The organism is Paracoccus sp. IB05, from assembly GCF_016405985.1.
In the GTDB taxonomy this organism is placed as follows: Bacteria; Pseudomonadota; Alphaproteobacteria; order Rhodobacterales; family Rhodobacteraceae; genus Pseudogemmobacter.
The window spans coordinates 64,037-84,762 of record NZ_JAEFCF010000024.1 but is presented as its reverse complement, the minus strand read 5'-3'; the positions used below and the strand labels follow the sequence as shown (position 1 = coordinate 84,762).

At 62.7% G+C, this 20,726-nt stretch carries 17 protein-coding genes; 4 read left to right on the top strand and 13 right to left on the bottom strand.

What is annotated here, in order from left to right:
- Positions 1 to 119: 119 nt before the first annotated feature.
- The 5 genes from JC607_RS15965 to JC607_RS15945 all read right to left on the bottom strand — a co-directional run bounded on the left by JC607_RS15965 (position 120) and on the right by JC607_RS15945 (position 7,154).
- Positions 120 to 2,774, bottom strand: a complete 2,655-nt coding sequence (locus tag JC607_RS15965) for a phosphoenolpyruvate carboxylase (protein WP_198837889.1) — start codon at positions 2,772 to 2,774, stop codon at positions 120 to 122.
- An 11-nt stretch (positions 2,775 to 2,785) separates the two neighbouring features.
- Complete coding sequence (locus tag JC607_RS15960; RefSeq protein WP_198837888.1) at positions 2,786 to 3,760, bottom strand: D-glycerate dehydrogenase; 975 nt, start codon at positions 3,758 to 3,760, stop codon at positions 2,786 to 2,788.
- 21 nt (positions 3,761 to 3,781) lie between these two features.
- Positions 3,782 to 4,669 (bottom strand): succinate--CoA ligase subunit alpha, encoded by an 888-nt coding sequence (gene sucD, locus JC607_RS15955; protein WP_092895998.1) that lies wholly within the window; start codon positions 4,667 to 4,669, stop codon positions 3,782 to 3,784.
- Positions 4,666 to 5,865, bottom strand: a complete 1,200-nt coding sequence (locus JC607_RS15950) for a malate--CoA ligase subunit beta (protein WP_198837887.1) — start codon at positions 5,863 to 5,865, stop codon at positions 4,666 to 4,668. Before JC607_RS15950 ends, sucD begins: the two co-directional genes overlap by 4 nt.
- A 95-nt stretch (positions 5,866 to 5,960) precedes the next feature.
- Positions 5,961 to 7,154 (bottom strand): aminotransferase class V-fold PLP-dependent enzyme, encoded by a 1,194-nt coding sequence (locus tag JC607_RS15945; RefSeq protein WP_233092947.1) that lies wholly within the window; start codon positions 7,152 to 7,154, stop codon positions 5,961 to 5,963.
- A 220-nt stretch (positions 7,155 to 7,374) separates the two neighbouring features.
- Between JC607_RS15945 and JC607_RS15940 the strand changes: the two genes are divergently transcribed.
- From JC607_RS15940 to JC607_RS15930, 3 genes are all read left to right on the top strand, one after another.
- Positions 7,375 to 8,049 (top strand): response regulator transcription factor, encoded by a 675-nt coding sequence (locus JC607_RS15940; protein ID WP_198837886.1) that lies wholly within the window; start codon positions 7,375 to 7,377, stop codon positions 8,047 to 8,049.
- Between the two features lie 73 nt (positions 8,050 to 8,122).
- Positions 8,123 to 9,097, top strand: a complete 975-nt coding sequence (locus JC607_RS15935; protein ID WP_198837885.1) for a CoA ester lyase — start codon at positions 8,123 to 8,125, stop codon at positions 9,095 to 9,097.
- 3 nt (positions 9,098 to 9,100) lie between these two features.
- Complete coding sequence (locus tag JC607_RS15930) at positions 9,101 to 10,378, top strand: glycerate kinase (protein WP_233092946.1); 1,278 nt, start codon at positions 9,101 to 9,103, stop codon at positions 10,376 to 10,378.
- A gap of 3 nt (positions 10,379 to 10,381) precedes the next feature.
- Here JC607_RS15930 and JC607_RS15925 read toward each other — a convergent pair whose 3' ends face one another.
- The 6 genes from JC607_RS15925 to JC607_RS15900 all read right to left on the bottom strand — a co-directional run bounded on the left by JC607_RS15925 (position 10,382) and on the right by JC607_RS15900 (position 17,307).
- Positions 10,382 to 10,786 carry a group II truncated hemoglobin gene (locus tag JC607_RS15925; RefSeq protein ID WP_092896008.1) on the bottom strand — a complete coding sequence of 135 codons (405 nt, stop codon included), beginning with the start codon at positions 10,784 to 10,786 and terminating at the stop codon, positions 10,382 to 10,384.
- A 41-nt stretch (positions 10,787 to 10,827) separates the two neighbouring features.
- Positions 10,828 to 13,197, bottom strand: coding sequence for a DUF1989 domain-containing protein (locus JC607_RS15920; RefSeq protein WP_198837884.1), 2,370 nt, complete (start codon positions 13,195 to 13,197; stop codon positions 10,828 to 10,830).
- A gap of 132 nt (positions 13,198 to 13,329) precedes the next feature.
- On the bottom strand, positions 13,330 to 14,220 hold the full coding sequence (locus JC607_RS15915) for a bifunctional 5,10-methylenetetrahydrofolate dehydrogenase/5,10-methenyltetrahydrofolate cyclohydrolase (RefSeq protein ID WP_198837883.1): 891 nt from the start codon (positions 14,218 to 14,220) through the stop codon (positions 13,330 to 13,332).
- Complete coding sequence (gene folD / locus JC607_RS15910) at positions 14,217 to 15,107, bottom strand: bifunctional methylenetetrahydrofolate dehydrogenase/methenyltetrahydrofolate cyclohydrolase FolD (protein WP_198837882.1); 891 nt, start codon at positions 15,105 to 15,107, stop codon at positions 14,217 to 14,219. The genes JC607_RS15915 and folD overlap by 4 nt, the downstream gene beginning before the upstream one ends.
- 48 nt (positions 15,108 to 15,155) lie before the next feature.
- Positions 15,156 to 15,473: a chorismate mutase gene (locus JC607_RS15905; protein WP_198837881.1), complete on the bottom strand. Its 318-nt coding sequence runs from the start codon at positions 15,471 to 15,473 to the stop codon at positions 15,156 to 15,158.
- A gap of 157 nt (positions 15,474 to 15,630) precedes the next feature.
- Entirely contained in the window at positions 15,631 to 17,307 is a 1,677-nt protein-coding gene (locus JC607_RS15900; RefSeq protein WP_198837880.1) for a formate--tetrahydrofolate ligase, read from the bottom strand.
- A gap of 461 nt (positions 17,308 to 17,768) precedes the next feature.
- Here JC607_RS15900 and JC607_RS15895 point away from each other — a divergent pair, with 461 nt between their 5' ends.
- Positions 17,769 to 18,719 carry a 1-phosphofructokinase family hexose kinase gene (locus JC607_RS15895; RefSeq protein ID WP_198837879.1) on the top strand — a complete coding sequence of 317 codons (951 nt, stop codon included), beginning with the start codon at positions 17,769 to 17,771 and terminating at the stop codon, positions 18,717 to 18,719.
- A gap of 159 nt (positions 18,720 to 18,878) precedes the next feature.
- On the opposite strand, the gene JC607_RS15890 is transcribed toward JC607_RS15895, so the two are convergent.
- A complete protein-coding gene (locus JC607_RS15890; RefSeq protein WP_198837878.1) occupies positions 18,879 to 19,388 on the bottom strand; it encodes an RNA pyrophosphohydrolase in 510 nt (169 codons plus the stop codon).
- Positions 19,385 to 20,725: a S41 family peptidase gene (locus JC607_RS15885; RefSeq protein ID WP_198837877.1), complete on the bottom strand. Its 1,341-nt coding sequence runs from the start codon at positions 20,723 to 20,725 to the stop codon at positions 19,385 to 19,387. Before JC607_RS15885 ends, JC607_RS15890 begins: the two co-directional genes overlap by 4 nt.
- Between the last annotated feature and the right edge of the window lies 1 nt (position 20,726).

Sequence of the window (20,726 nt, the reverse complement as noted above, 5' to 3'; positions counted from 1 at the left end):
TCGCCCCGAAAAGCTCGGGGTCGCGCGAGGAAAGAGATTCGGTGAAAAAGCCGGAGCTTTGGAAACGTGTATCGGGCATGTCGGGCCTCTTTCTGGTCCTGGATCTGCGGAAAGGGGGGTCAGCCGGTCCAACCGAGGCCGGCTGCGATGCAGTTCATGCTTTGCAAGAGCGGCACGGAAAGCGCCTGCCGTTCGCTTTGGCGCGCCTGGCGCAAGAGGTCAATCTGCAGGCGATTGAGCTGGTCAAGGGCGACCCGGTTGCGTTCGAACCCCTCGCGGAACATCGGGAACCGCGCGGCGAGCGCATCCTGGCTGGTGATCTGCAGGATCGCCGCGCAGGTCAGCTGGTACTCCTCGCGGATCATCCCAAACAGAGTGTTGGCCAGATCGCGGTCGGTGACAAGGCTGGCATAACCGGCGGCGACATCCATATCCGCCTGCACCAGGCTCTTCTCGATCTCGTCAACCACCATGCGAAACAGGGGGTTAGAGGAGAACATCCGCGACAGGAGCAGCCTGCCGCTTTCGCCGCGCACCGAAAGGAAGGAGGTGATCGCGGATCCGAAACCATACCAGCCGGTCAGCATATGCCGGTTCTGGGACCAGGCGAAGACCCAGGGGATGGCACGCAGATCAGCGAGCGTCTTTGCCCCGTGGCGCCGCGCCGGCCGCGAGCCCAGTTTCAACGCGGATAATTCGCCGACCGGGCTCGCCTCTTCGAAATAGCGCACGAAATCCGGGCTTTCGACCAAGCGTGACCAGACCGCCTGCGACATGCCGGAAAGGGCGACAAGGGCTTCGTCCTGGTCAGGATGGACCAGCGATCCCTGCGACCCCGAGCTGGCGGTATGGGTCAGAACCGCGGCGGTGAGCAACTCCATATTGTAGAGAGCTGTGCCGCGATTGGCATATTTTGCGGAAACCACCTCACCTTGCTCGGTGAGTTTCAATGCGCCGCCAATGGTGCCGCCGGGCTGGGCCGCAATGGCGCGTTCTGTGGGCGCACCACCCCGGCTGGCTGAACCACCGCGACCGTGAAAGAAACTGGGACGGAACCCATGCGCGGCCAGTGTTGCCGTGATCCGCCGCTGGGCGCGGTGCAATTCCCAGGTCGAACAGAGGAAGCCACCGTCTTTCCCGGAATCGGAATAGCCCAGCATAACCTCGACATGGCCGCGTTTTTCCCGAAGGCCCGCGCGAAAGGCGTTGTTTTTCAACAGCTCTTCCAGAATTTCCGGGCCAGCGCGCAGGTCGGCGATGGTTTCGAACAGCGGCACGACGACCAGCGCAGGGGCGCCGGGGCAGGCACCGGCGGCATAGCGCGCCAGCAGATGTACCGCCAGAATATCCTCGGCAGAGCGCGCCATTGACACGATGAAAGGGCCAAACGCCTCGGGGTCATGCCCGCTTTCGCGGGTAAGCCGCAGCAGCGCGAGCAGATCCTGCGCGACCGGCCCGAGGTCAGTATCCTGCATTTGGGGCAGTTCGGGGTCGGCGAGGGCGCGCCGGATTTCCGCGGCTCCGGCAGGGGTGCCACTGCGGGCGCTGATCCCTTGCGCGGCCCAGATCTCATCCAGGACCGCGTTGATAATGGTCGAATTTTGCCGCAGATCCAGCGCGGCGGTGCGAAACCCGAAAACCTCGGCCCGCCAGCGCACCGGGCGGATCCAGGCCCTTGCGAGATCGCCGGCGCCGATGGCGAGCAGGGCGGCTTCGACACTGTTCAGATCGCCGACCAGTTCATGCGGACCGCGATAGGCGGTCGCAGTGCCATCCCGGCTTGCGATCAGCCGGGCGAGGATCGCGCTCAGCGCCTGGCGGAAAATCTCATTAGGATTGCGTTGGTTATGTGGCGTGCCGCTCCGGCTTTGCACGATGACGGCGGCCAGCGCGGCCATATTGGTCTCGGGGACCGGCACGATGCGGCAGGAAATGCTGAGCCGCCGCGCGGCGCGCTCGACCCCTTCGATATGGCAGGCAAGCGCGGCCAGTCTTCCGGCGCTGATCGCGGCCCGCGTCACCTCGGCCGTCACATTGGGATTGCCGTCGCGGTCGCCGCCAATCCAGGTGTTGAACCGCAGACAGGGACGTTCCGATGCCGCCGATTGCGGGGCGAATGCGGTGCGCGCATCGATAAAGCGTTCATAAAGCTGGGGAACCGCGTCAAAGAGGCTGTTGCGGAAAAATTGCAGGCCCCAATTGATCTCATCGGTGAGGCTGGGGCGTTCCAGCCGCAATTCCCCGGTCAGCCACAGAAGCTCGATCTCGCAGCGGATCTCTATATAGAGGGCTTCGCGCTCGCGCGGGGTCCAGCGTTGGGTCTCAAGCTCGACAAGGCGGCGATAGATGCGGCGGTGAATTTCAAGAATGGTGACCCGTTTCGCCTCGGTCGGATGCGCGGTCATCGTCGGCACCACCGCGAGTTTTGCGACTGCCGCGTCAATTGCGGCGGAGTCCATCCCCTGCTGGGCGAGGCCTGCGAAGGCCGCCGCAAAAGAGCCGGGAACATTCTCTGCCCCCTCTCGCGCCTCGATCCGGCGGCGCTGACGCATCGCGTCATTTTCCTCGGCGATCCGCGACAGCTGAAAGCGGATGTTCAGCGCCTGGAGATAGGGGATAGCGCGGTCATCGGCGGGGATCGGGGCGGTCGCGCCAGTGGCAAGCCAGGTGGCGACTTCAGGCGCACGCTGGGTCACCACTTCCGCCAGCAGGTCATGCAACAGGTGGCGCAGCGCGGCCGCATCGCTGTCTGCGGGCAGGCCCGGATCAGGCATCACCCGGTTCATCATGCCACCCTGTCGCGAGGAGCGCGGCCCTCAAAGAAATCGACCAGGTTTTCAAAGACGCGGAACCCCATGGCCTCACGGGTTTCGCGGGTTGCCGATCCCAGATGCGGCAGCAGCACAAGGTTGTCGCTGTTGAGAAGATCTGCCGGGATCTGTGGTTCGCGCTCAAACACATCAAGCCCGGCGCCACCGATGGTGCCATACCAGAGCGCACGGGAAAGCGCATGTTCATCAACCACTTCGCCGCGCGCTGTATTGATCAGGAAGGCACCGGGCCGCATCAGGTCGAGGCGCCGCGCATTGATCAGATGCCGGTTTGCCGCGCCCCCGGGGCAGTGAAGCGAGACGAAATCGCAGGCCGGCAACAGGTCTTCGATGGTTTCCACCTGCACCGCATTATAGCGGGCGAGCACCTCCGGCGCGATTGCCGAGCGGTTTTGCACCAGGATTTTCATGCCAAATCCGTGATGCGCGCGCTGCGCCATCGCCTGGCCGATACGGCCAAAGCCGATGATGCCGAGCGTTGCGCCCGAGACCCGCGTGCCGATCATATGGGTCGGCCGCCAGCCGGTCCATTTGCCGTCCCGGACCTCGCGCTCGCCTTCACCGGCGCGCCGCGCCACCATCAGCATCAGCGTCATAGCGATATCAGCGGTGCATTCTGACAGCACATCAGGCGTATTCGTCACCATGATGCCGCGATCCTTCGCAGATCCGGTGTCGATATGGGAAAATCCAACCCCATAATTTGCAAGGATTTTCACCCGCGCCGGGGCCTCGCAAAAGGCCTCGGCAGGGAGTTTGTCAGTCACCGTCGGAAGAACAGCATCATAGCTGCGAAAGGCGTCCCGGAACTCTGCGAGCCCCAGAGGCCGGTCGGCCCGGTTCAGATCGGTGTCGAAGATCTCCGACATTTTCGCCTCGACCGCAGCGGGCCAGCGGCGGGTGACAAGAACCTTTGGTTTTGCAGCCATGATGCGTTCCCCCCTTGCGGTTCAGGCGGCGTTCAGCACGCGGGCGATGGTCTCACCGATGACCGAGGGGTTCTCGGCCACGGTGACGCCGGCGGCAGTGAGGATCTCGACCTTTTCGCTGGCGCTTTCGCCAAAGGCCGAGATGATCGCGCCGGCATGACCCATCGTGCGGCCCTTCGGTGCGGTGAGGCCGGCGATATAGGCGACCACCGGTTTCGTCATGTTTTCCTGGATCCAGGCGGCGGCTTCGGCCTCTTGCGGGCCGCCGATTTCACCGATCAGACAGACGATATGGGTGTCGGGATCCTTCTCGAACTGCTCAAGTATATCGCGGAAGGACGAGCCGTTGATCGGATCGCCGCCGATGCCGACACTGGTCGAAACCCCGATGCCGCGATCTTTCAGCTGCTGCGCCGCCTCATAGCCCAGCGTGCCGGAGCGCCCGACAATCCCCACATGACCGGGCAGATAGATATGCCCGGGCATGATGCCGACCAGCGATTTCCCGGGAGAAATGGTGCCGGCGCAGTTCGGCCCGGTCAGGACCATGCGCTTTTCCTTGGGGTAACGCATCATATAGCGTTTGACGCGGATCATATCCTGGGCCGGGATGCCGTCGGTGATGCAGACGCAATAGCGGATGCCGCCATCTGCGGCCTCCATGATGCTGTCAGCGGCGAAGGGCGGGGGCACGAAGACAAGGCTCGCCTCGGCGCCGGTGGCCTCGACCGCTTGCTTTACCGTGTCGAAAACCGGGACGCCGTGGACGGTCTCGCCCGCCTTGCCAGGCACGACGCCGCCGACGAGGTTGGTGCCGTAATCCAGCATTTCCTTGGCGTGGAACTGCGCCATGCGGCCAGTAATGCCCTGGATGATGACGGGGGTGTTTCTGTCGAGAAAGATGCTCATTTCACGATCCTCATCCGGGTGTTCTGGGTTTTGTCGTTTTTCCAGGCCGAAACAGCGCGATCTGCTGCCTCCATCAGCGAGGTCGCGCGGATGATCGGCAGTCCGCTTTTCGCAAGGATCTTCAGCCCTTCCTCGACATTGGTGCCCGCGAGCCGCACCACGACCGGCACATCGACCGGATTGGCCTGAAGCGCCTGGACCACACCTTCGGCCACCCAGTCGCAGCGGTTGATGCCGGCGAAGATGTTCACAAGGATCGCCTGAACGTTTTCATCCGAATTCACGAGGCGAAACGCCTTCGCCACCCGCTCGGGCGTCGCGCCGCCGCCGATATCGAGGAAGTTCGCGGGCTCGCCACCCGCCAGCTTGATCGTATCCATCGTCGCCATGGCAAGCCCGGCGCCGTTCACGATGCAGCCGATATTGCCGGACAGGCCGATGTAAGAGAGGCCACGATCCGCCGCGCGGCTTTCGCGCGGGTCTTCCTGGCTTTTGTCGCGCAGCTCGGCAATGGCCGGGTGACGGAACAAGGCATTGGTATCAAAGGTCATTTTCGCGTCGAGCGCCAGGATGCGGCGGTCGGCGGTGATCACCAGCGGGTTGATCTCGACCATGGTCGCGTCAAGCTCGGTGAAGGCGCGGTAGCAGCCCTGCAGCGTGCGCACCATCTGCTGGATCATGTCGGTCGGGATCTTCAGTGCAAACGCGATTTCCCGCGCCTGGAATTCCTGAAGGCCCACCGCCGGCTCGACCGTCGAGCGCACGATGCTTTCCGGCCGGGTGGCCGAGATTTCTTCGATCTCCATCCCGCCTTCCGAAGAGGCGACGATCATCACCCGCTGCGACGAACGGTCAAGCACGAAGCCGAGATAGATCTCGCGCTCGAACGGCACTGCCGCCTCGACATAGATGCGGTAAATGCCCTTGCCTTCGGCGCCGGTCTGATGCGTGACCAGACGGCGGCCGAACATCTCATTGGTGGCGTCCTGGATCTCATGTTCCGAGGAACAGATCTTGACGCCGCCGGCCTTGCCACGCCCGCCGGCATGGACCTGGGCCTTCACGATCCAGCGTGTGCCCCCCATTTCCCTTGCGCGGTAGGCCGCCTGTTCGGGGCTGTAGGCCAGCGCCCCATCCGGAATTGCAACACCGAAACGGTGAAGAATCTCTTTCGCCTGATATTCATGAATGTCCATGCGCGGCCCTCCCTGACCGGTTATGGTTGTGAATTTCCGCGTTTTTTTCGCGGTTGGTGTCTGGCTGCGGGCGATGCCGCAGCCAGGGAAACGGCTTATTCTGCCGCCAGCGCCATCGAGCGCGAATTGGATTTACGCCAGAATTCCTCGGCCGCCGCGACGCCGGAGCCCGCCTCGATCGGGATGCCCACATCGCGCATCGACATCTCGGCACCGCCAAGCGCCATCATCAGCATCAGCTCGTTCAGATCGCCGAGATGGCCGATGCGGAAGACCTTGCCGGCCACGACCGACAGCCCGGCACCAAGCGACAGGCCGTAACGGTCATAGGCGCGCGCGATCACCTTGCGGGCGTCATGGCCTTCGGGCACGACGATGGCGCTGACGGTGTCGGAATGCCATTTCGGCTCTTTCGCGCAGAGCGTCATATCCCAGGCGGAGACTGCGCGACGCACGCCTTCGGCAAGGAATTTATGCCGCGCCCAGATATTCTCGATCCCTTCCGCATTGATGCGGTCGAGCGAGGCGCGCAACCCGCGCAGCATATTCATCGGCGGCGTATAGGGGAAGTAACCGGTCGCGTTGGTCGCGGTCATATCCTTGAAGTCAAAGTAGCAACGGCGCAGCCCGTTGGTTTTCGAGGCCTCCAGCGCTTTCTGGCTGACGCCGATGATTGCCAGACCCGCCGGCATCATGAAGCCCTTTTGCGAGCCGGCCACCGCGAGGTCGACACCCCAGTCATCCATGCGGAACTCGATCGACCCGATGGAGGAGATGCCGTCTACGTAAAGCAAAGCCGGGTGATCGCACTGATCCATCACTTTTCGAACACCGGCGATATCCGAGGTCACCCCGGTCGCGGTCTCGTTATGGCAGGCGAGGATCGCCTTGATCTCGCGCTTTTTATCAGCGCTGAGGCGCTCGGCCAGCTTGTCGAGCGGCACGCCGGTGCCCCATTCGCAGTCGATGGTTTCAACATCGAGGCCAAGGCGCTGGCAGAGATCAACCCAGAGCACCGAGAATTGTCCGAAACGCGGCGCCAGAACCTTGTCGCCGGGCGACAATGTATTGGTGATCGAGGCTTCCCAGCCGCCGGTCCCGGTCGCCGGGAACACGAAGACCTGACCGGTTTCAGTGTGGAAGACCTTCTTCAGATCCTGGAACAGCGGCAGCACCAGTGCAGGCACATCGGGCGAACGATGATCCTCCATCGGCACGTCGATCGCTTTGCGAATCGCCTCGGGCACATTGGTTGGGCCGGGGACGAAAAGGCCGCGGATACCTTGCATAACAGTCCTCCCATGGGGCGGCGTCGGGTTATTCCCTGCTCGCCGTGAATAATCGTTGACCTCAGGGAATACTTGTTATGAAAGTTTCACAACGGAACTACCTCCTGCTTTTGGGCTTCTGTTTGGGTAGGAAAAAACCTGCCAGAATGTCTTGATATGCGGATGTATACCGAAAATTTACCTATCCATACGGGTAGGTTTTCTAGCGGAAGGGTTGTGAATGCAAGCGCTTAGCCCAGCGTCCCGACAGATCTCGCTCGCGCTTGCGGACAGCAATCCGCTGGTTCTGGGCGCGATGTCTGAGATTTTCGACCGTGATCCCCGATTCTCTCTGGTCGCCACCAGTTCAAGCGCCGAGGGGTTTCTTGGCGCCGTGATGCGGGTGCCGGTGGAACTGGGGATTATCGACTGGCGGATCCCCGCGCTCGGCGGCCAGAAGCTGATCGAGGTGTTGCGCGATCAGCCCAATGCGCCCCGGCTGATCGTCTATGGCGATGACCAGAACGGCGAATTGCCCCGCAAGTCGATGATCGCCGGTGCTGCCGGGTTTGTCGCGCGCTCCACCTCGGTCGAGAAGCTGGTCGATACCTGTCTCGCGGTGGCTTCGGGCCAGATGGTTTTCCCGTTTCTCGACGTGCGCGAGCTGCAGACCGACCCGATCCACCAGCTGACGCGACGCGAAAAATCGCTGCTGGAGGCATTGGCACGCGGGCTGACGAATCGCGACCTGGCGGGCGATTTCGGCATCTCGGCCAATACGGTGAAATTTCACTTGTCGAACCTTTATGAAAAGCTCGGCGTCCATAGCCGTGCTCAGGCAATCGCGTGGTTTTACTCGCATCAGCAGAGCGGAGATGCCGGGGCCGCGCGGCTCGCATTTACAGCGCAGAAATAATATTTCTTGACAGGAAAGTAATTTTCTTTCTCGCATTGGATCAGCACAGATCACATCCTGAGGAGGATCCACAATGAGCTTTCACCCCATCGAACAGGCACCGGCACGGCTGAATCGCAGCGAATTGGCAGTTCCGGGCAGCCAGCCACAACTCTTTGAAAAGGCTGCACAATCTGATGCGGATGTCGTGTTCCTCGATCTCGAGGATGCGGTGGCGCCCGATGACAAAGCCCAGGCCCGCAAGAATATCATCAAGGCCCTGAACGAGATGGACTGGGGCAAGAAAACCATGTCGGTGCGAATCAACGGGCTCGATACGCATTACATGTATCGCGATGTTGTCGATGTGGTGGAGCAGGCGGGCGAGCGGCTCGACCTGATCATGATCCCGAAAGTGGGCACCGCTGCCGATGTCTATGCCGTCGATATGCTGGTGACGCAGATCGAGGATGCCAGGGGTTACAAAAAACGAATCGGCTTTGAACATATCATCGAGACCGCGCTTGGCATGCAGAACGTGACCGAGATCGCAGGTGCGTCCAAACGCAATGAGAGCCTGCATTTCGGTGTGGCGGATTACGCGGCCTCGACCCGGGCGCGGACCACGATCATCGGCGGTGTGAACCCGGATTATTCGGTGCTGACCGACCCGCTGGAAGACGGCACCCGCGCCGTCCATTGGGGCGATATGTGGCATTACGCGCTGGCGCGGATGGTGGTTGCGGCGCGCGCGAACGGGCTTCGCCCGGTGGATGGGCCGTTTGGCGATTTCTCGGACCCCGACGGCTATCGTGCGGCGGCAAAGCGCGCGGCGGTGCTGGGCTGTGAGGGCAAATGGGCGATCCATCCGAGCCAGGTCGATCTTGCCAATGAGGTGATGAGCCCGTCCGAAGCCGAGGTCACCCGCGCGAAACGCATCCTCGAGGCGATGGCCAAGGCGGCGACCGAAGGCAAGGGGGCAGTCTCGCTCGATGGGCGCCTGATTGACTATGCGTCGATCCGTCAGGCAGAAGTTCTGGTGGAAAAAGCCAAACAAATCGCAGGGTAAGATATGACCAGGGGAGAGGGCGCGGCCCGGGCTGAGATTTCGGGGCTGCGCGAAGAGGCGCGGGCGTTGTTCGCGCGTGCGGTTCAGGCGGCGGATCCGGCATTGGCGCTCAGGCGTGCGCTGGAAACTGCGCCCTTTCCTTTGGCGCCCGGGCGCCAGATCGTCATCGCCGTCGGAAAGGCGGCGGTGCCGATGGTGGCCGAAGCGCTGCGGCATCTGTCGCCGGAGGCTGAGGTCATTCTGGTGACGAATTACGAAAATGCCGCGTCCCTGCCCGATGGGTTCGGGCGCGTGCAGGTTTTTGCCTCGGGTCATCCGGTGCCCGATGAGAATGGGCTGCGCGCCGGTCAGGCGGTGATGGCGGCGTTGCACGGGGCAGGGGCGGATGACCGGGTGATCGCACTGATCTCGGGCGGTGGCTCGGCGCTGTTGCCGGCGCCGGTCGAGGGCGTCAGCCTTGCGGACAAGGCCGAAGTGAACCGGCTTTTGCTCGCGGGCGGGCTTGATATCACTCAGATGAACCTGATTCGGCAGAACCTGTCGCAGCTGAAAGGCGGGGGCATGCTGCGGCTGGCGGCACCGGCGCCGGTTTCGGCCTGGATCCTTTCCGATGTGATCGGCGATGATCTGCGCACGATCGCGAGCGGACCAACCGTGGCGCCTCTGGGCGGGCGGGCGGCGGCGGGCGACATCCTGCGCAGGGCCGGTCTGTGGGAGGCCTTGCCCGCATCGGCCCGGGCGCATCTGAGTGCTGCGGAAGACGAATCCCCGCCACCCATGGCTGCGCTGAACCGGCTGATCGGGTCGAACCGGCAAAGCCTGGAAGCGATCCGCGATGGCGCGGGCCATCCGGTGGTGATCATGGATCAGCCGCTGACCGGTGATGTGGGGGCTGCGGCAGAGACGATTCTCGCGGCGGCGGAACAGGCCGCGCCCGGGGCCTGCCTGATCTGGGGTGGTGAGACCACAGTGACGCTGCGCGGAGACGGTAAAGGCGGTCGAAATCAAGAGCTTGCACTTCGCGTGGCGCTTGGGGCCACAGGCGTCACCGGCCCCTGGGTCTTTCTGTCTGGCGGCACTGACGGGCGCGATGGGCCAACCGATGCGGCGGGCGGGCTGGTCGATGCGGGCTCGGCCGCGCGGATGCGCGGAGGCGTCGACCCCGAGGCTTTGCTTGCGAATAATGATTCCAACAAGGCGCTGGCGGCCTCGGGTGATCTGCTGATCACCGGCGCCAGTGGCACCAATGTGGCCGATGTGCAGATCCTGCTGATCGGCTGAGCCTCAGGCGGGAATCCCCGAGGCGGGAAGATCATTGACCAGCACATGCGCGACCCGGGTAAAGGTCGCGCGCATTCTGTCGACATGCGGGCCGCTGAGCCCACAATCGAGGATTGCCTGATCCATCAGCGCCAGCCAGTCATCGGCATCGCCTGCCCGGATCGGGATATGGGCGTGCATTGTCTTCACGTCCATATTTCCATGTTTTTCAAGGTAATAGCGTCTGCCGCCCAGAAAACCCGAAAGAAAGTTGAACTGTTCTTCCCGCACATGGCTCAGCCCATGACCGCGGAAATGCAGATGCAGGATCTGCCGGCCGCGCGGATCGGTCTCGACCAGATCATAGAAACGGTTGACGAGGCGCCTGAGCGCCTCCTCTCCGCCGATCTGGTCGAGGATGCTGGTCATTGCGACTGCGACCTCACGATTGCGGCCTCACGATTGCGACCTCACGACTGGGGGCGCGTCTTCTTCGGATCGTAATGCGACAGCGTCACGATCTTCGCGGGCAGGCGCTTTTGCTGTCCGTCAAGCTTGCCGACCTCAACCTCGGTGCCCGGCTCCGAATGCGAGATATCGACGCGGGCCAGCGCGATATTCTTCTTCAGGAGCGGCGAGCGCATCGACGAGGTGACCACCCCGATCTGCGCACGACCAATATGGATGCAATCGCCATGCCCGACGCAGACATTCGAATCGATGTCGAGGCCGACGAATTTATGCATCGGGTTTTCCTTGCGCCGGATCAGCGCATCACGCCCGATGAAATCATCCGTCTTGCCTTTCAGCGGCACGGTAAAGCCGATCCCGGCCTCGAATGGGTCGGTCTGATCGGTGAAATCATAGCCCGCGAAGATCAGCCCGGCCTCGATCCGGAGCATGTCGAGCGCAAGCAGCCCCATCGGGCGCAGACCATGTTCCGGACCCTTCTCCCAAATGGCGTCAAAGACCTCGCCTGCATGTTTCGGATGGCACCAGACCTCATAGCCCAGCTCGCCCGTATAGCCGGTGCGCGAGACCACGACCGGGACGCCATGTTCGTGGCCAATCCGCCCGACGGTAAAGCGGAACCAGGCCAGTTCCTGGATCGTCGGCTGATGCGGCGGCGTCCAGATCACCTTATCGAGCAGATCGCGGCTCTCTGGCCCCTGCACGGCGAGGTTATGCAGCTGATCGGTGGAATCGCGGATCAGCACTTTCAGGCCCAGCTTCTCGGCCTGCTCGCGCAGCCAGGTGCCGGAATATTCGTCACCGCAGACCCAGCGGAAATTGTTCATTCCCAGCTTAAAGATAGTGCCATCGTCGATCATGCCGCCATGCGGATAGCACATCGCAGAATAGACGATCTGGCCCTGGGTCAGCTTTTTCACATCGCGCGTCAGCGTATACTGCATCAGCGCCTCGGAATCTGGGCCGGTGATCTCATATTTCCGCAGTGCCGAGAGGTCCATGATGACCGATTTCTGCCGCGCGGCGAGATATTCCTCGGTCGGGCCGGCTTCGGCGAAGGAGTTCACCAGCCAGAAACCTTTATACTCGACAAAGTTGCGGGTCATTCCCTTCAAACGGTCATGGAAACCGGTTTCTCTGGACATTTTCGGCTCCGAATCTGGGGTCGCACGGAAAGCCACCGCACGGCTGAATTTCTGTGTGGGCGCATAGGTGCGCACATGGATATCGGTAGGGTTCCAGCCATTGGCGGCGGAAGTGTCATCGGGGCAGGCCGAGTTGACGCAGACCAGGTCGGTCATAGCGCGCAGCAGGACATAATCCCCCGGTCGCGACCAGGGCTCGTCAGAGAACATCACCCCATGGTCATCAACGCCGGTATTGAAGAAGAAGTTGGCAGCCATCCAGCCGCCGCGCGGTGCCACGCCATGCGCGGCAAGCGCACCGTTGAAATTGTCGGTGCAGTTCACATGGCCCGGATAGCCGATATCGTCGTAATATTTCGCGTAGCAGGCATTGGCGAAAGCATCATGGCGTCCGCAGGTATCCTGAATCACCTCGACCAGCGGCACAAATTCCTGGTCGTAATATTTCGCATGCAGGCCCGGCATCGGATAGGCATGCCCCATGAATGACCGGGTGGCGGTGACATCCAGCGGATGTTCGATGCCGCGATCCAGCTTGCGGGCGTCGAAACACTGGAAATCCGTGCATTGCCTGCCGCTCACATCAATGATCTGGATATATTCGCCGGCTTTGACCACAAAGGCCTCGGCAGTGGCAGAATGGACCCGCAGATCCTGCAACGGATCGGCCAGCGGGTCGGGAAGTTCGGATTTCAGCGCGAAATTCGCCTCGGCGCGTTTGACATAGACGGTCAGAGGCGTCGCCGTGTCCTGGCTTTCGGGGACCATATCACTTCCAGGCGCGGCGACGACCAGATAGCCCTCGCGGCTGGCGGTGAAATCGACCGAGGTGCGCGCCGGTGTATCGGCGGCAAAAAAGCGGCTGGCCTTCGCCCCGGCAAGATCGAGGCCCAGGCGCTCAAGGCCCTGGCGCATCCGCGCAAGGCTCGGCTCGCCCGAGGCCAGCAGCGCTTTCAGCCCGCTGGCATCACTGTCGCCGCCAAGCCCCAGCAGGGCCGGATCGATCCGCCCGTCCTGGCCTGCCGCCAGCACCTCGCAGGGCTGGCCGCCCTCGTCATTGATCACCGTGATCCGGTCGCCGGTGCCAATCCGGATCATCATCGCGCCGGCGCCCGGCACCGAATAGCGCTCGGTGCCTTTGGGCAGCATCAGCCCGGCGGGGCGGATGATCTGGCTGGGTCTGGGCGGACCCGGGATTACATCGGGATAAGCCTGGTCGAGCATCGCATCCTCCATCACGCCATTGGCGTATGCAGAAAATAAGTTTACGCTGAGGAATATTCTAGGCCCGGGCAAGCGCAAGTCAACGGAAACCACAGGCTCTTTTACTGATAAAGCGACTGAAGGGGCGGGGGCTCAGCTTTGCAGCCAGCCCGCCGCGATCTGGCGTTGATGCGCGGTCACGGCATTGCGCATCAGGATCGCCACGGTGACCGGACCGACGCCGCCGGGAACCGGCGTGATCCAGCCCGCGACCTCTTTGACACGGTCGGTGTCGACATCGCCGACGATCCGCACGGTGCCATCGGGATCGGTCACCTGGTTGATGCCGATATCAATGACGGCCGCTCCGGGCTTGATCATATCCGGCCCGATCAGATGCGCCTTGCCGACGGCGACCACCACCGCATCAGCGCGACGCGAATGCATGGCAAGGTTGCGCGTCATATGGTGGCAGATCGTTACCGTCGCACCTTCGGCCATCAGAAGAAACGCCGCCGGTTTGCCGACGATCTCGGAATGGCCGATCATCACGACCTCCAGCCCCTTCATCTCGAGGCCGGTTTCACGAAGCAGTTCGACCGCGGCTGCGGCTGTACAGGGCGCCATGGCCACGTCATTATAGACGATATTGCCGATCGAGGCGGGGTTCATCCCCTCGACATCCTTCAGCGGATGGATCGCCGATTGCAGCGAGCGCACATTGATATGTGCCGGCACCGGACGCTGCAGGATGATCCCCAGCACATCGTCGCGGTCATTCATCTCGACGATCAGGCGCTTGGCCTCTTCCTGGGTGATCTCGGACGGCCAGAGCTGCTGGTCGAACGGGATCCCCGCTGCCGCAGCGCCCCGCGCCTGGTTGCGCACATAGACCGCCACCTCGGGCGAGGGGCCAATCGAAACTGAGACCAGCCGCCCTACGGGACGGGTGGCCGAAGCCTCCTGCACTTTGGCCCGAACCTCGGCAAGGAGGCGCTGTTGCACCGCCTTGCCGTCGATGAAACGGTGATCGCTTACAGTCACGCGGTCAGACCTTCGGGCTCGGGGAGATTATTGGCGCGGCAAGCCGCCGTCAGGGTGTTTGCCAGCAGGCAGGCAATGGTCATCGGGCCCACGCCGCCCGGCACCGGGGTGATGGCACCGGCCACGGCGGCAGCGCTTTCATAATGCACGTCACCGACAAGCTTTGCCTTGCCATCGCGCTCGATCCGGTTGATGCCGACATCGATAACGGTCGCACCCGGTTTCACCATATCGCCGGTGATCATCTCGGGGCGGCCAACAGCGGCCACAAGGATATCCGCGCCGCGGCAGACTTCCGCGAGGTCTTTGGTGCGGCTATGCGCGATCGTCACAGTGCAGCTGTCGCCCAGCAAAAGCTGTGCCATCGGCTTGCCGACAATATTCGAGCGCCCGACCACAACCGCATTCAGCCCCGCGAGTTTGCCATGGTGATCACGCAGCATCATCAGGCAGCCCAGCGGCGTGCAGGGCACCATCGACTTCTGACCGGTGCCCAGAAGACCCACATTCGAGATATGGAACCCGTCGACATCCTTCGCCGGATCGATCCGGTTGATCACCAGCTCGGAATTCAGATGGCCGGGCAGCGGCAGCTGCACGAGGATGCCATGCACCGCCGGGTCAGCGTTCAGCCTGTCGATCAAAGCCAGCAGATCGGCCTCGGAGGTATCGGCCTCCAGCTTGTGCTCGAAGGAATTCATCCCCGAGGCTTTGGTCTGGATGCCCTTGTTTTTGACATAGACCGCCGAGGCCGGATCCTGACCCACCAGCACCACGGCCAGACCGGGGACAAGGCCCTTTTCCGCCTTCAGCCGGGCGACATGTGCCGCGACCTGATCCCGCACCTTTTCGGCAAAAGCCTTGCCGTCGATCACCTTCGCCGCCATCCGATAATCCTTCCTGTGTGACGCCTGACCCTGTCTGAGCGGGCAGGTTTATCCGTTCCTGTCCCTGAGGCTGTCCGGCCCCAGGTGGCTTTCCTCACGCGCGATCGACCAGTCGATCAGCCGCCGCCAGAGCTTCTCCACCAGGTCGGGGGGCAGGCCTTCCCGCGCGGCATGGGCGCGCACATTGGCCACCACTTCCTCAACCCGGGAAGGGATCCGTGCAGGCAGATCCACCCCGGCCTTGATCGACGCCGCCCGGTCGATAAACCGCGCCCTCAGAGCGAACAGCCGGACCAGGTCCTGATCCAGCGCATCAATCCCGGCACGAATTTCCGCCATGGTCGAGCAGTCTTCCGGCTTTTGCATCTCATGCCCTCCGCAAACATCGCCCCTGACTTATGCCAGCACGCCCTTAGCGAAAAGCCCTCTTCCTCTTGACGTAAATACTCTGCGGGGGGTGCGGGGGGCGCAAAGCCCCCCGTCCCGGTATCATACTGAGCGAAAGCTCAGAACAGACCCGTGATCAGAACAGACCTTCAACCTGGCCCGCTTCATTGAGGCGGATGGTCTCAGCTGCCGGCACGCGCGGCAGGCCCGGCATGGTCATGATCTCACCGCAGATCGCCACGACGAAACCGGCACCGGCCGAGAGACGCACTTCGCGGACCGGGATCGTATGGCCTTCGGGCGCGCCGCGCAGATTCGGATCGGTCGAGAAGCTGTACTGGGTTTTCGCCATGCAGACCGGCAGATTGCCGTAACCGGCAGCTTCCCAGGCCTTCAGCTGGTCACGCACCGACTTGTCGGCAATGACTTCGCCCGCGTGATAGATGCGCTTGGCAATGGTCTCGATCTTGGCGAAAAGCCCCATATCATCCGGGTAGAGCGGAGCGAAATTGGACTTGCCGCCTTCGGCCAGCTCGACGACTTTCTTCGCCAGATCCTCGATCCCGGCAGAGCCCTGGGCCCAGTGCTTGCACAGGATCGCTTCAGCGCCCTGTTCCGCGACATAGGCTTTCACCGCTGCGACCTCGGCATCGGTGTCCGAATAGAAGTGGTTGATGGCAACCACCACCGGCACGCCAAAGCCTTTGACATTGGCGATGTGACGGCCGAGGTTCGGACAGCCCTTCTTCACCGCATCAACGTTTTCAGCGCCGAGATCGGCTTTCGCCACGCCGCCATTCATCTTCATCGCGCGCACGGTGGCCACGATCACGGCAGCCGAAGGCTTCAGCCCGGCCTTGCGGCATTTGATGTCGAAGAACTTCTCGGCACCAAGGTCAGCCCCGAAACCGGCTTCCGTCACCACATATTCGCCAAGCTTCAGCGCGGTGCGGGTCGCGATCACCGAGTTACAGCCATGCGCGATATTCGCGAACGGGCCGCCATGGACAAAGGCCGGGTTGTTTTCCAGCGTCTGCACCAGGTTCGGCTGCATCGCGTCTTTCAGCAGCACGGTCATCGCGCCATCGGCCTTGATGTCGCGGCAATAGACCGGCTTTTTCTCGCGGGTATAGGCGACGATGATGTCACCGAGGCGCTTTTGCAGGTCTTCAAGATCTTTCGACAGGCAAAGAATCGCCATGACTTCGGAAGCCACGGTGATGTCAAAGCCGGTCTGACGCGGGAAGCCGTTCGAGACGCCGCCAAGCGAGATGACCGCATCGCGCAATGCGCGGTCGTTCATATCCATCACGCGGCGCCATGCGATGCGGCGCTCGTCGATGTCGAGCTCATTGCCCCAGTAGATATGGTTGTCGATCATGCAGGACAGCAGGTTATGCGCCGCGGTGATCGCGTGGAAGTCGCCGGTGAAGTGGAGGTTCATCTCCTCCATCGGCACGACCTGGGCCATGCCGCCACCGGCTGCGCCACCCTTCATGCCGAAATTCGGGCCAAGCGAGGCCTCGCGGATACAGATCACCGCTTTTTTGCCGATGCGGTTCAGGCCATCGCCCAGACCCACGGTGGTGGTGGTCTTGCCTTCGCCCGCCGGGGTCGGGTTGATCGCGGTCACGAGGATCAGCTTGCCATCAGGCTTGCCTTCCAGCGAACGGATGAACTCCTGGCCGACCTTGGCCTTGTCATGGCCATAAGGCAGCAGATGCTCAGACGGGATCCCCAGCTTCGAGCCGATCTCCATGATCGGCTTTTTCCTGGCTTCCCGTGCAATCTCGATATCAGACTTAAACGCCATTGTGGCTCTCTCCCGTTGGCACTTTTCCCGCTGATGCATCCTTGTCGCGGATGGCACCAGATTCCCTTAACGCGTCCGGCCCCGGCAGGCCCGTCCCACCGGGCTCGTCACCCGGGCGGCGGGCGCGACAGCTCGGGCTGACGCGCTATTATTCTCGATAATAAATAGATATTCCTGACGGTCAACAAGTGACAGGGTCACAAACCCAGTTTCGCGCGATTTCTCTCCCATCTGGCGCAACCCCCTGGTGCCGGGGGCGGTGTCCCTGCCTGCAAATATCGCACGGGCCAGAGAACATGATGTTTATTTGTTCTGTGCGGCTGAAACCGGCAATTCAGTGTAAATTTCCGTAGCCCGCAGACAGAGTCCGCAGATGCGCGATTCTCTTGCCTTCAAACAGGTGGTAGCGCAAACAATAGCAGTGGCGCCGCAGCAGCAGACCAAAACAAGGAATTTCGCCGATGAGCGACCAGGCCCCGATCCTGACCCTGACCCTCAATCCGGCGCTGGATATGGCAACGGATGTGGCCGAGATGCTCCCGGGCTGCAAGCTGCGCTGCTCCGAGCCGATGCTTGATCCCGGGGGCGGCGGGCTGAATGTCAGCCGGGCGATTCTCGCGCTTGGAGGTGACAGCCTGGCTTTGGTGGCGATCGGAGGGCTGACCGGCGACCGGCTCTCGGGCCTGATCCGCGAGGCGGGGGTGACCTTCCTCTCGCTGCCCGGCCCGGGTGAGACGCGGCAATCCCTGACCGTTACCGAAGCGACCAGTGGCCAGCAGTTTCGCTTCATGCTGCCCGGCCCGCTCTGGGGCGAGGCTGAGCGCAACCGGGTTTTCACGCTTTTGCGCGCAACCTCGCGCCCCGGCGGCTATTCGGTCATCTCCGGCAGCCAGCCACCCGGCGTTCCGGCGGATTTCCCGGCTCAGCTTGCCGCCGCGATGCCGGGCTGCCGGGTGGTGCTGGATACATCCGGCACCCCCCTGACCGAGGCGGTGCGCGCGCCGATCCCCGGGCTCGAAGTCCTGCGGATGGATGCGGAAGAGGCCGAAAGCCTGACGGGGCACGCGCTGGAAAGCCGCGAGGCGACGGCAGATTTTGCGCAAGACCTCGTCCGGCGCGGCGTGGCGCAAAAGGTGGTGGTCGCGCGCGGGGCCGAAGGCAATATCCTCGCCACCGCTGAGCGCCGCCTCTTCGCCAATGCCCCAAAGGTTAAGGTGAAATCGGCGGTCGGGGCAGGGGACAGCTTCGTCGCGGGCCTCGTCCTCTCGTTCGCGCGCGGGCAGAACGATGATGAGGCGCTGGCCCTCGCGGCTGCCGCTGCGGCTGCGGCTGTCTCGACCGATGCGACACAGCTCTGCCGCCCGGCAGATGTTATGCGTCTGCGGCCCGGCGTCACGGTGGTGGAAATCTGAAGAAAGACCTTGCCGTCTGACGACGGCAATGCCTCCGGCGGGGATATTTAGAGACAGAAAATAAGCTGGGAGAGCGACATTTTCTGTCCTTAAATATCCCGGGGGTGAGCCGCAAAGCGGCGAGGGGGCAGTGCCCCCTCACGCGGCTGCAACCTGAGCTCAGGCAAGATATGGGCGGAACGCTGTCACCACCTGCTCATAGACCGCGCGTTTGAACGGCACGATGGCCGCGACCATCTCATCAGCCCGGATCCAGCACCAGGATGAAAATTCAGGGTGACCGGTCTCGATCCGGATCTGCTCATCGGTGCCAAGATAGCGCAGCAAAAACCATTTCTGGCGCTGACCGCGATATTTGCCGCCCCAGACCTTGCCGACCAGCTCTGCCGGCAGGTCATAGGTCAGCCAGTCTTCCGTCTTCGCGATCTTTTCGACGAGATCGGCGGTCACGCCGGTCTCTTCCCACAGCTCGCGCAGCGCCGCGGCCTTTGGTGTCTCGCCCTCGTCAATCCCGCCCTGGGGCATCTGCCAGGCCAGCCGGTCGGGGGGGCTGGTGGCCCGGCCCCCGTCAATCCGCTGCCCGGCAAAAATCAGGCCTTCGCTGTTCACCAGCACGATACCGACGCAGGGCCGGTAGGGCAGATCTGCGGCCTTGGCCATCGCGGTCATTCTTCCCTGAGGGTGTTCAGCCCCTTCAGGATATCCACTGCATAAGCGAGCTGATAATCCTCATCGCGCAGTTTGGCGGTCTCTTCCGCATGTTCCTGCTCTTCGAGATAGAGCTTTTTCTCATCCTCGGTCATCGAATCATTGGTGATCGCACCGCGCAGCCCGGCTTCGGTCCGGGGCTGGATCGCCGTTTTCGGCTCTTCCGCGGGGGTGTCGGTCGCCGGATTGGGGCGGGCCGGCTGCTGCACCACAATATCGGGCGAGATGCCGAGCGCCTGGATCGAACGGCCCGAGGGCGTGTAATAGCGCGCCGTGGTCAGCCGCATCGCGCCTTCGTCGCGCAGCGGGATCAGCGACTGGACCGAACCCTTGCCGAAGCTCTTGGTGCCGACCACCACCGCGCGGCGGTGGTCCTGCAATGCGCCGGCCACGATTTCGGAGGCCGAGGCCGAGCCGCCATTGATCAGCACGACCATCGGCTTGCCTTCGGCCAGATCGCCGGCTTTGGCGTTGAAACGCTCGCCATCTTCGGGGGTGCGGCCGCGGGTCGAGACGATCTCGCCCGAATTCAGGAAGGCATCCGAGACCGTGATCGCCTCGTTCAGAAGCCCGCCCGGATTGTTCCTCAGATCAAGCACCACGCCATCGATATTCTCAACGCCGCCAAGCTCTGCAATGCCCTTTTCAAGCGCCGTTTTCAGATCGCTGGTGGTCTGGTCATTGAAGGTTGTCACGCGCAGGACCACCGCCTTGCCGACAGTGCGGCCCTTGACCGCGTCAACCTTGATCGTATCGCGGATGACCGAGACGTCGAAGGGCTGATCGGTGCCGACCCGCACGACGGTGATGATGATCTCGGAGCCAACCGGCCCGCGCATCAGATCCACCGCCTGGTTCAGGTTAAGCCCGAGGATCGATTCCCCGTTCACATGGGTGATGTAATCGCCCGCCTGGATGCCGGCCTTGTCGGCGGGCGTGCCATCCATCGGCGAGATCACCTTGATGAAGCCCTCTTCCTGGGTGACCTCGATCCCAAGCCCGCCGAATTCGCCCTTGGTCTGGACGCGCATATCCTCGAAATCTTTCGCGGAAAGATATGACGAATGCGGGTCAAGCGAGGTCAGCATGCCGTTGATCGCGGCCTCGACCAGCTTCTCGGTATCGACAGGCTCGACATATTGCGCGCGCACACGGTCGAAAATGGTGCCGAACAGATCGAGCTGCTCATAGACCGAACTGTCGCGGGAGGCCTGCTCGGCGATCAGGGGACCGACCTGAGAGGTCAGGACCACACCGGCGACGGCACCGCCCACGGCGGCAAGCACGAGTTTCTTCATA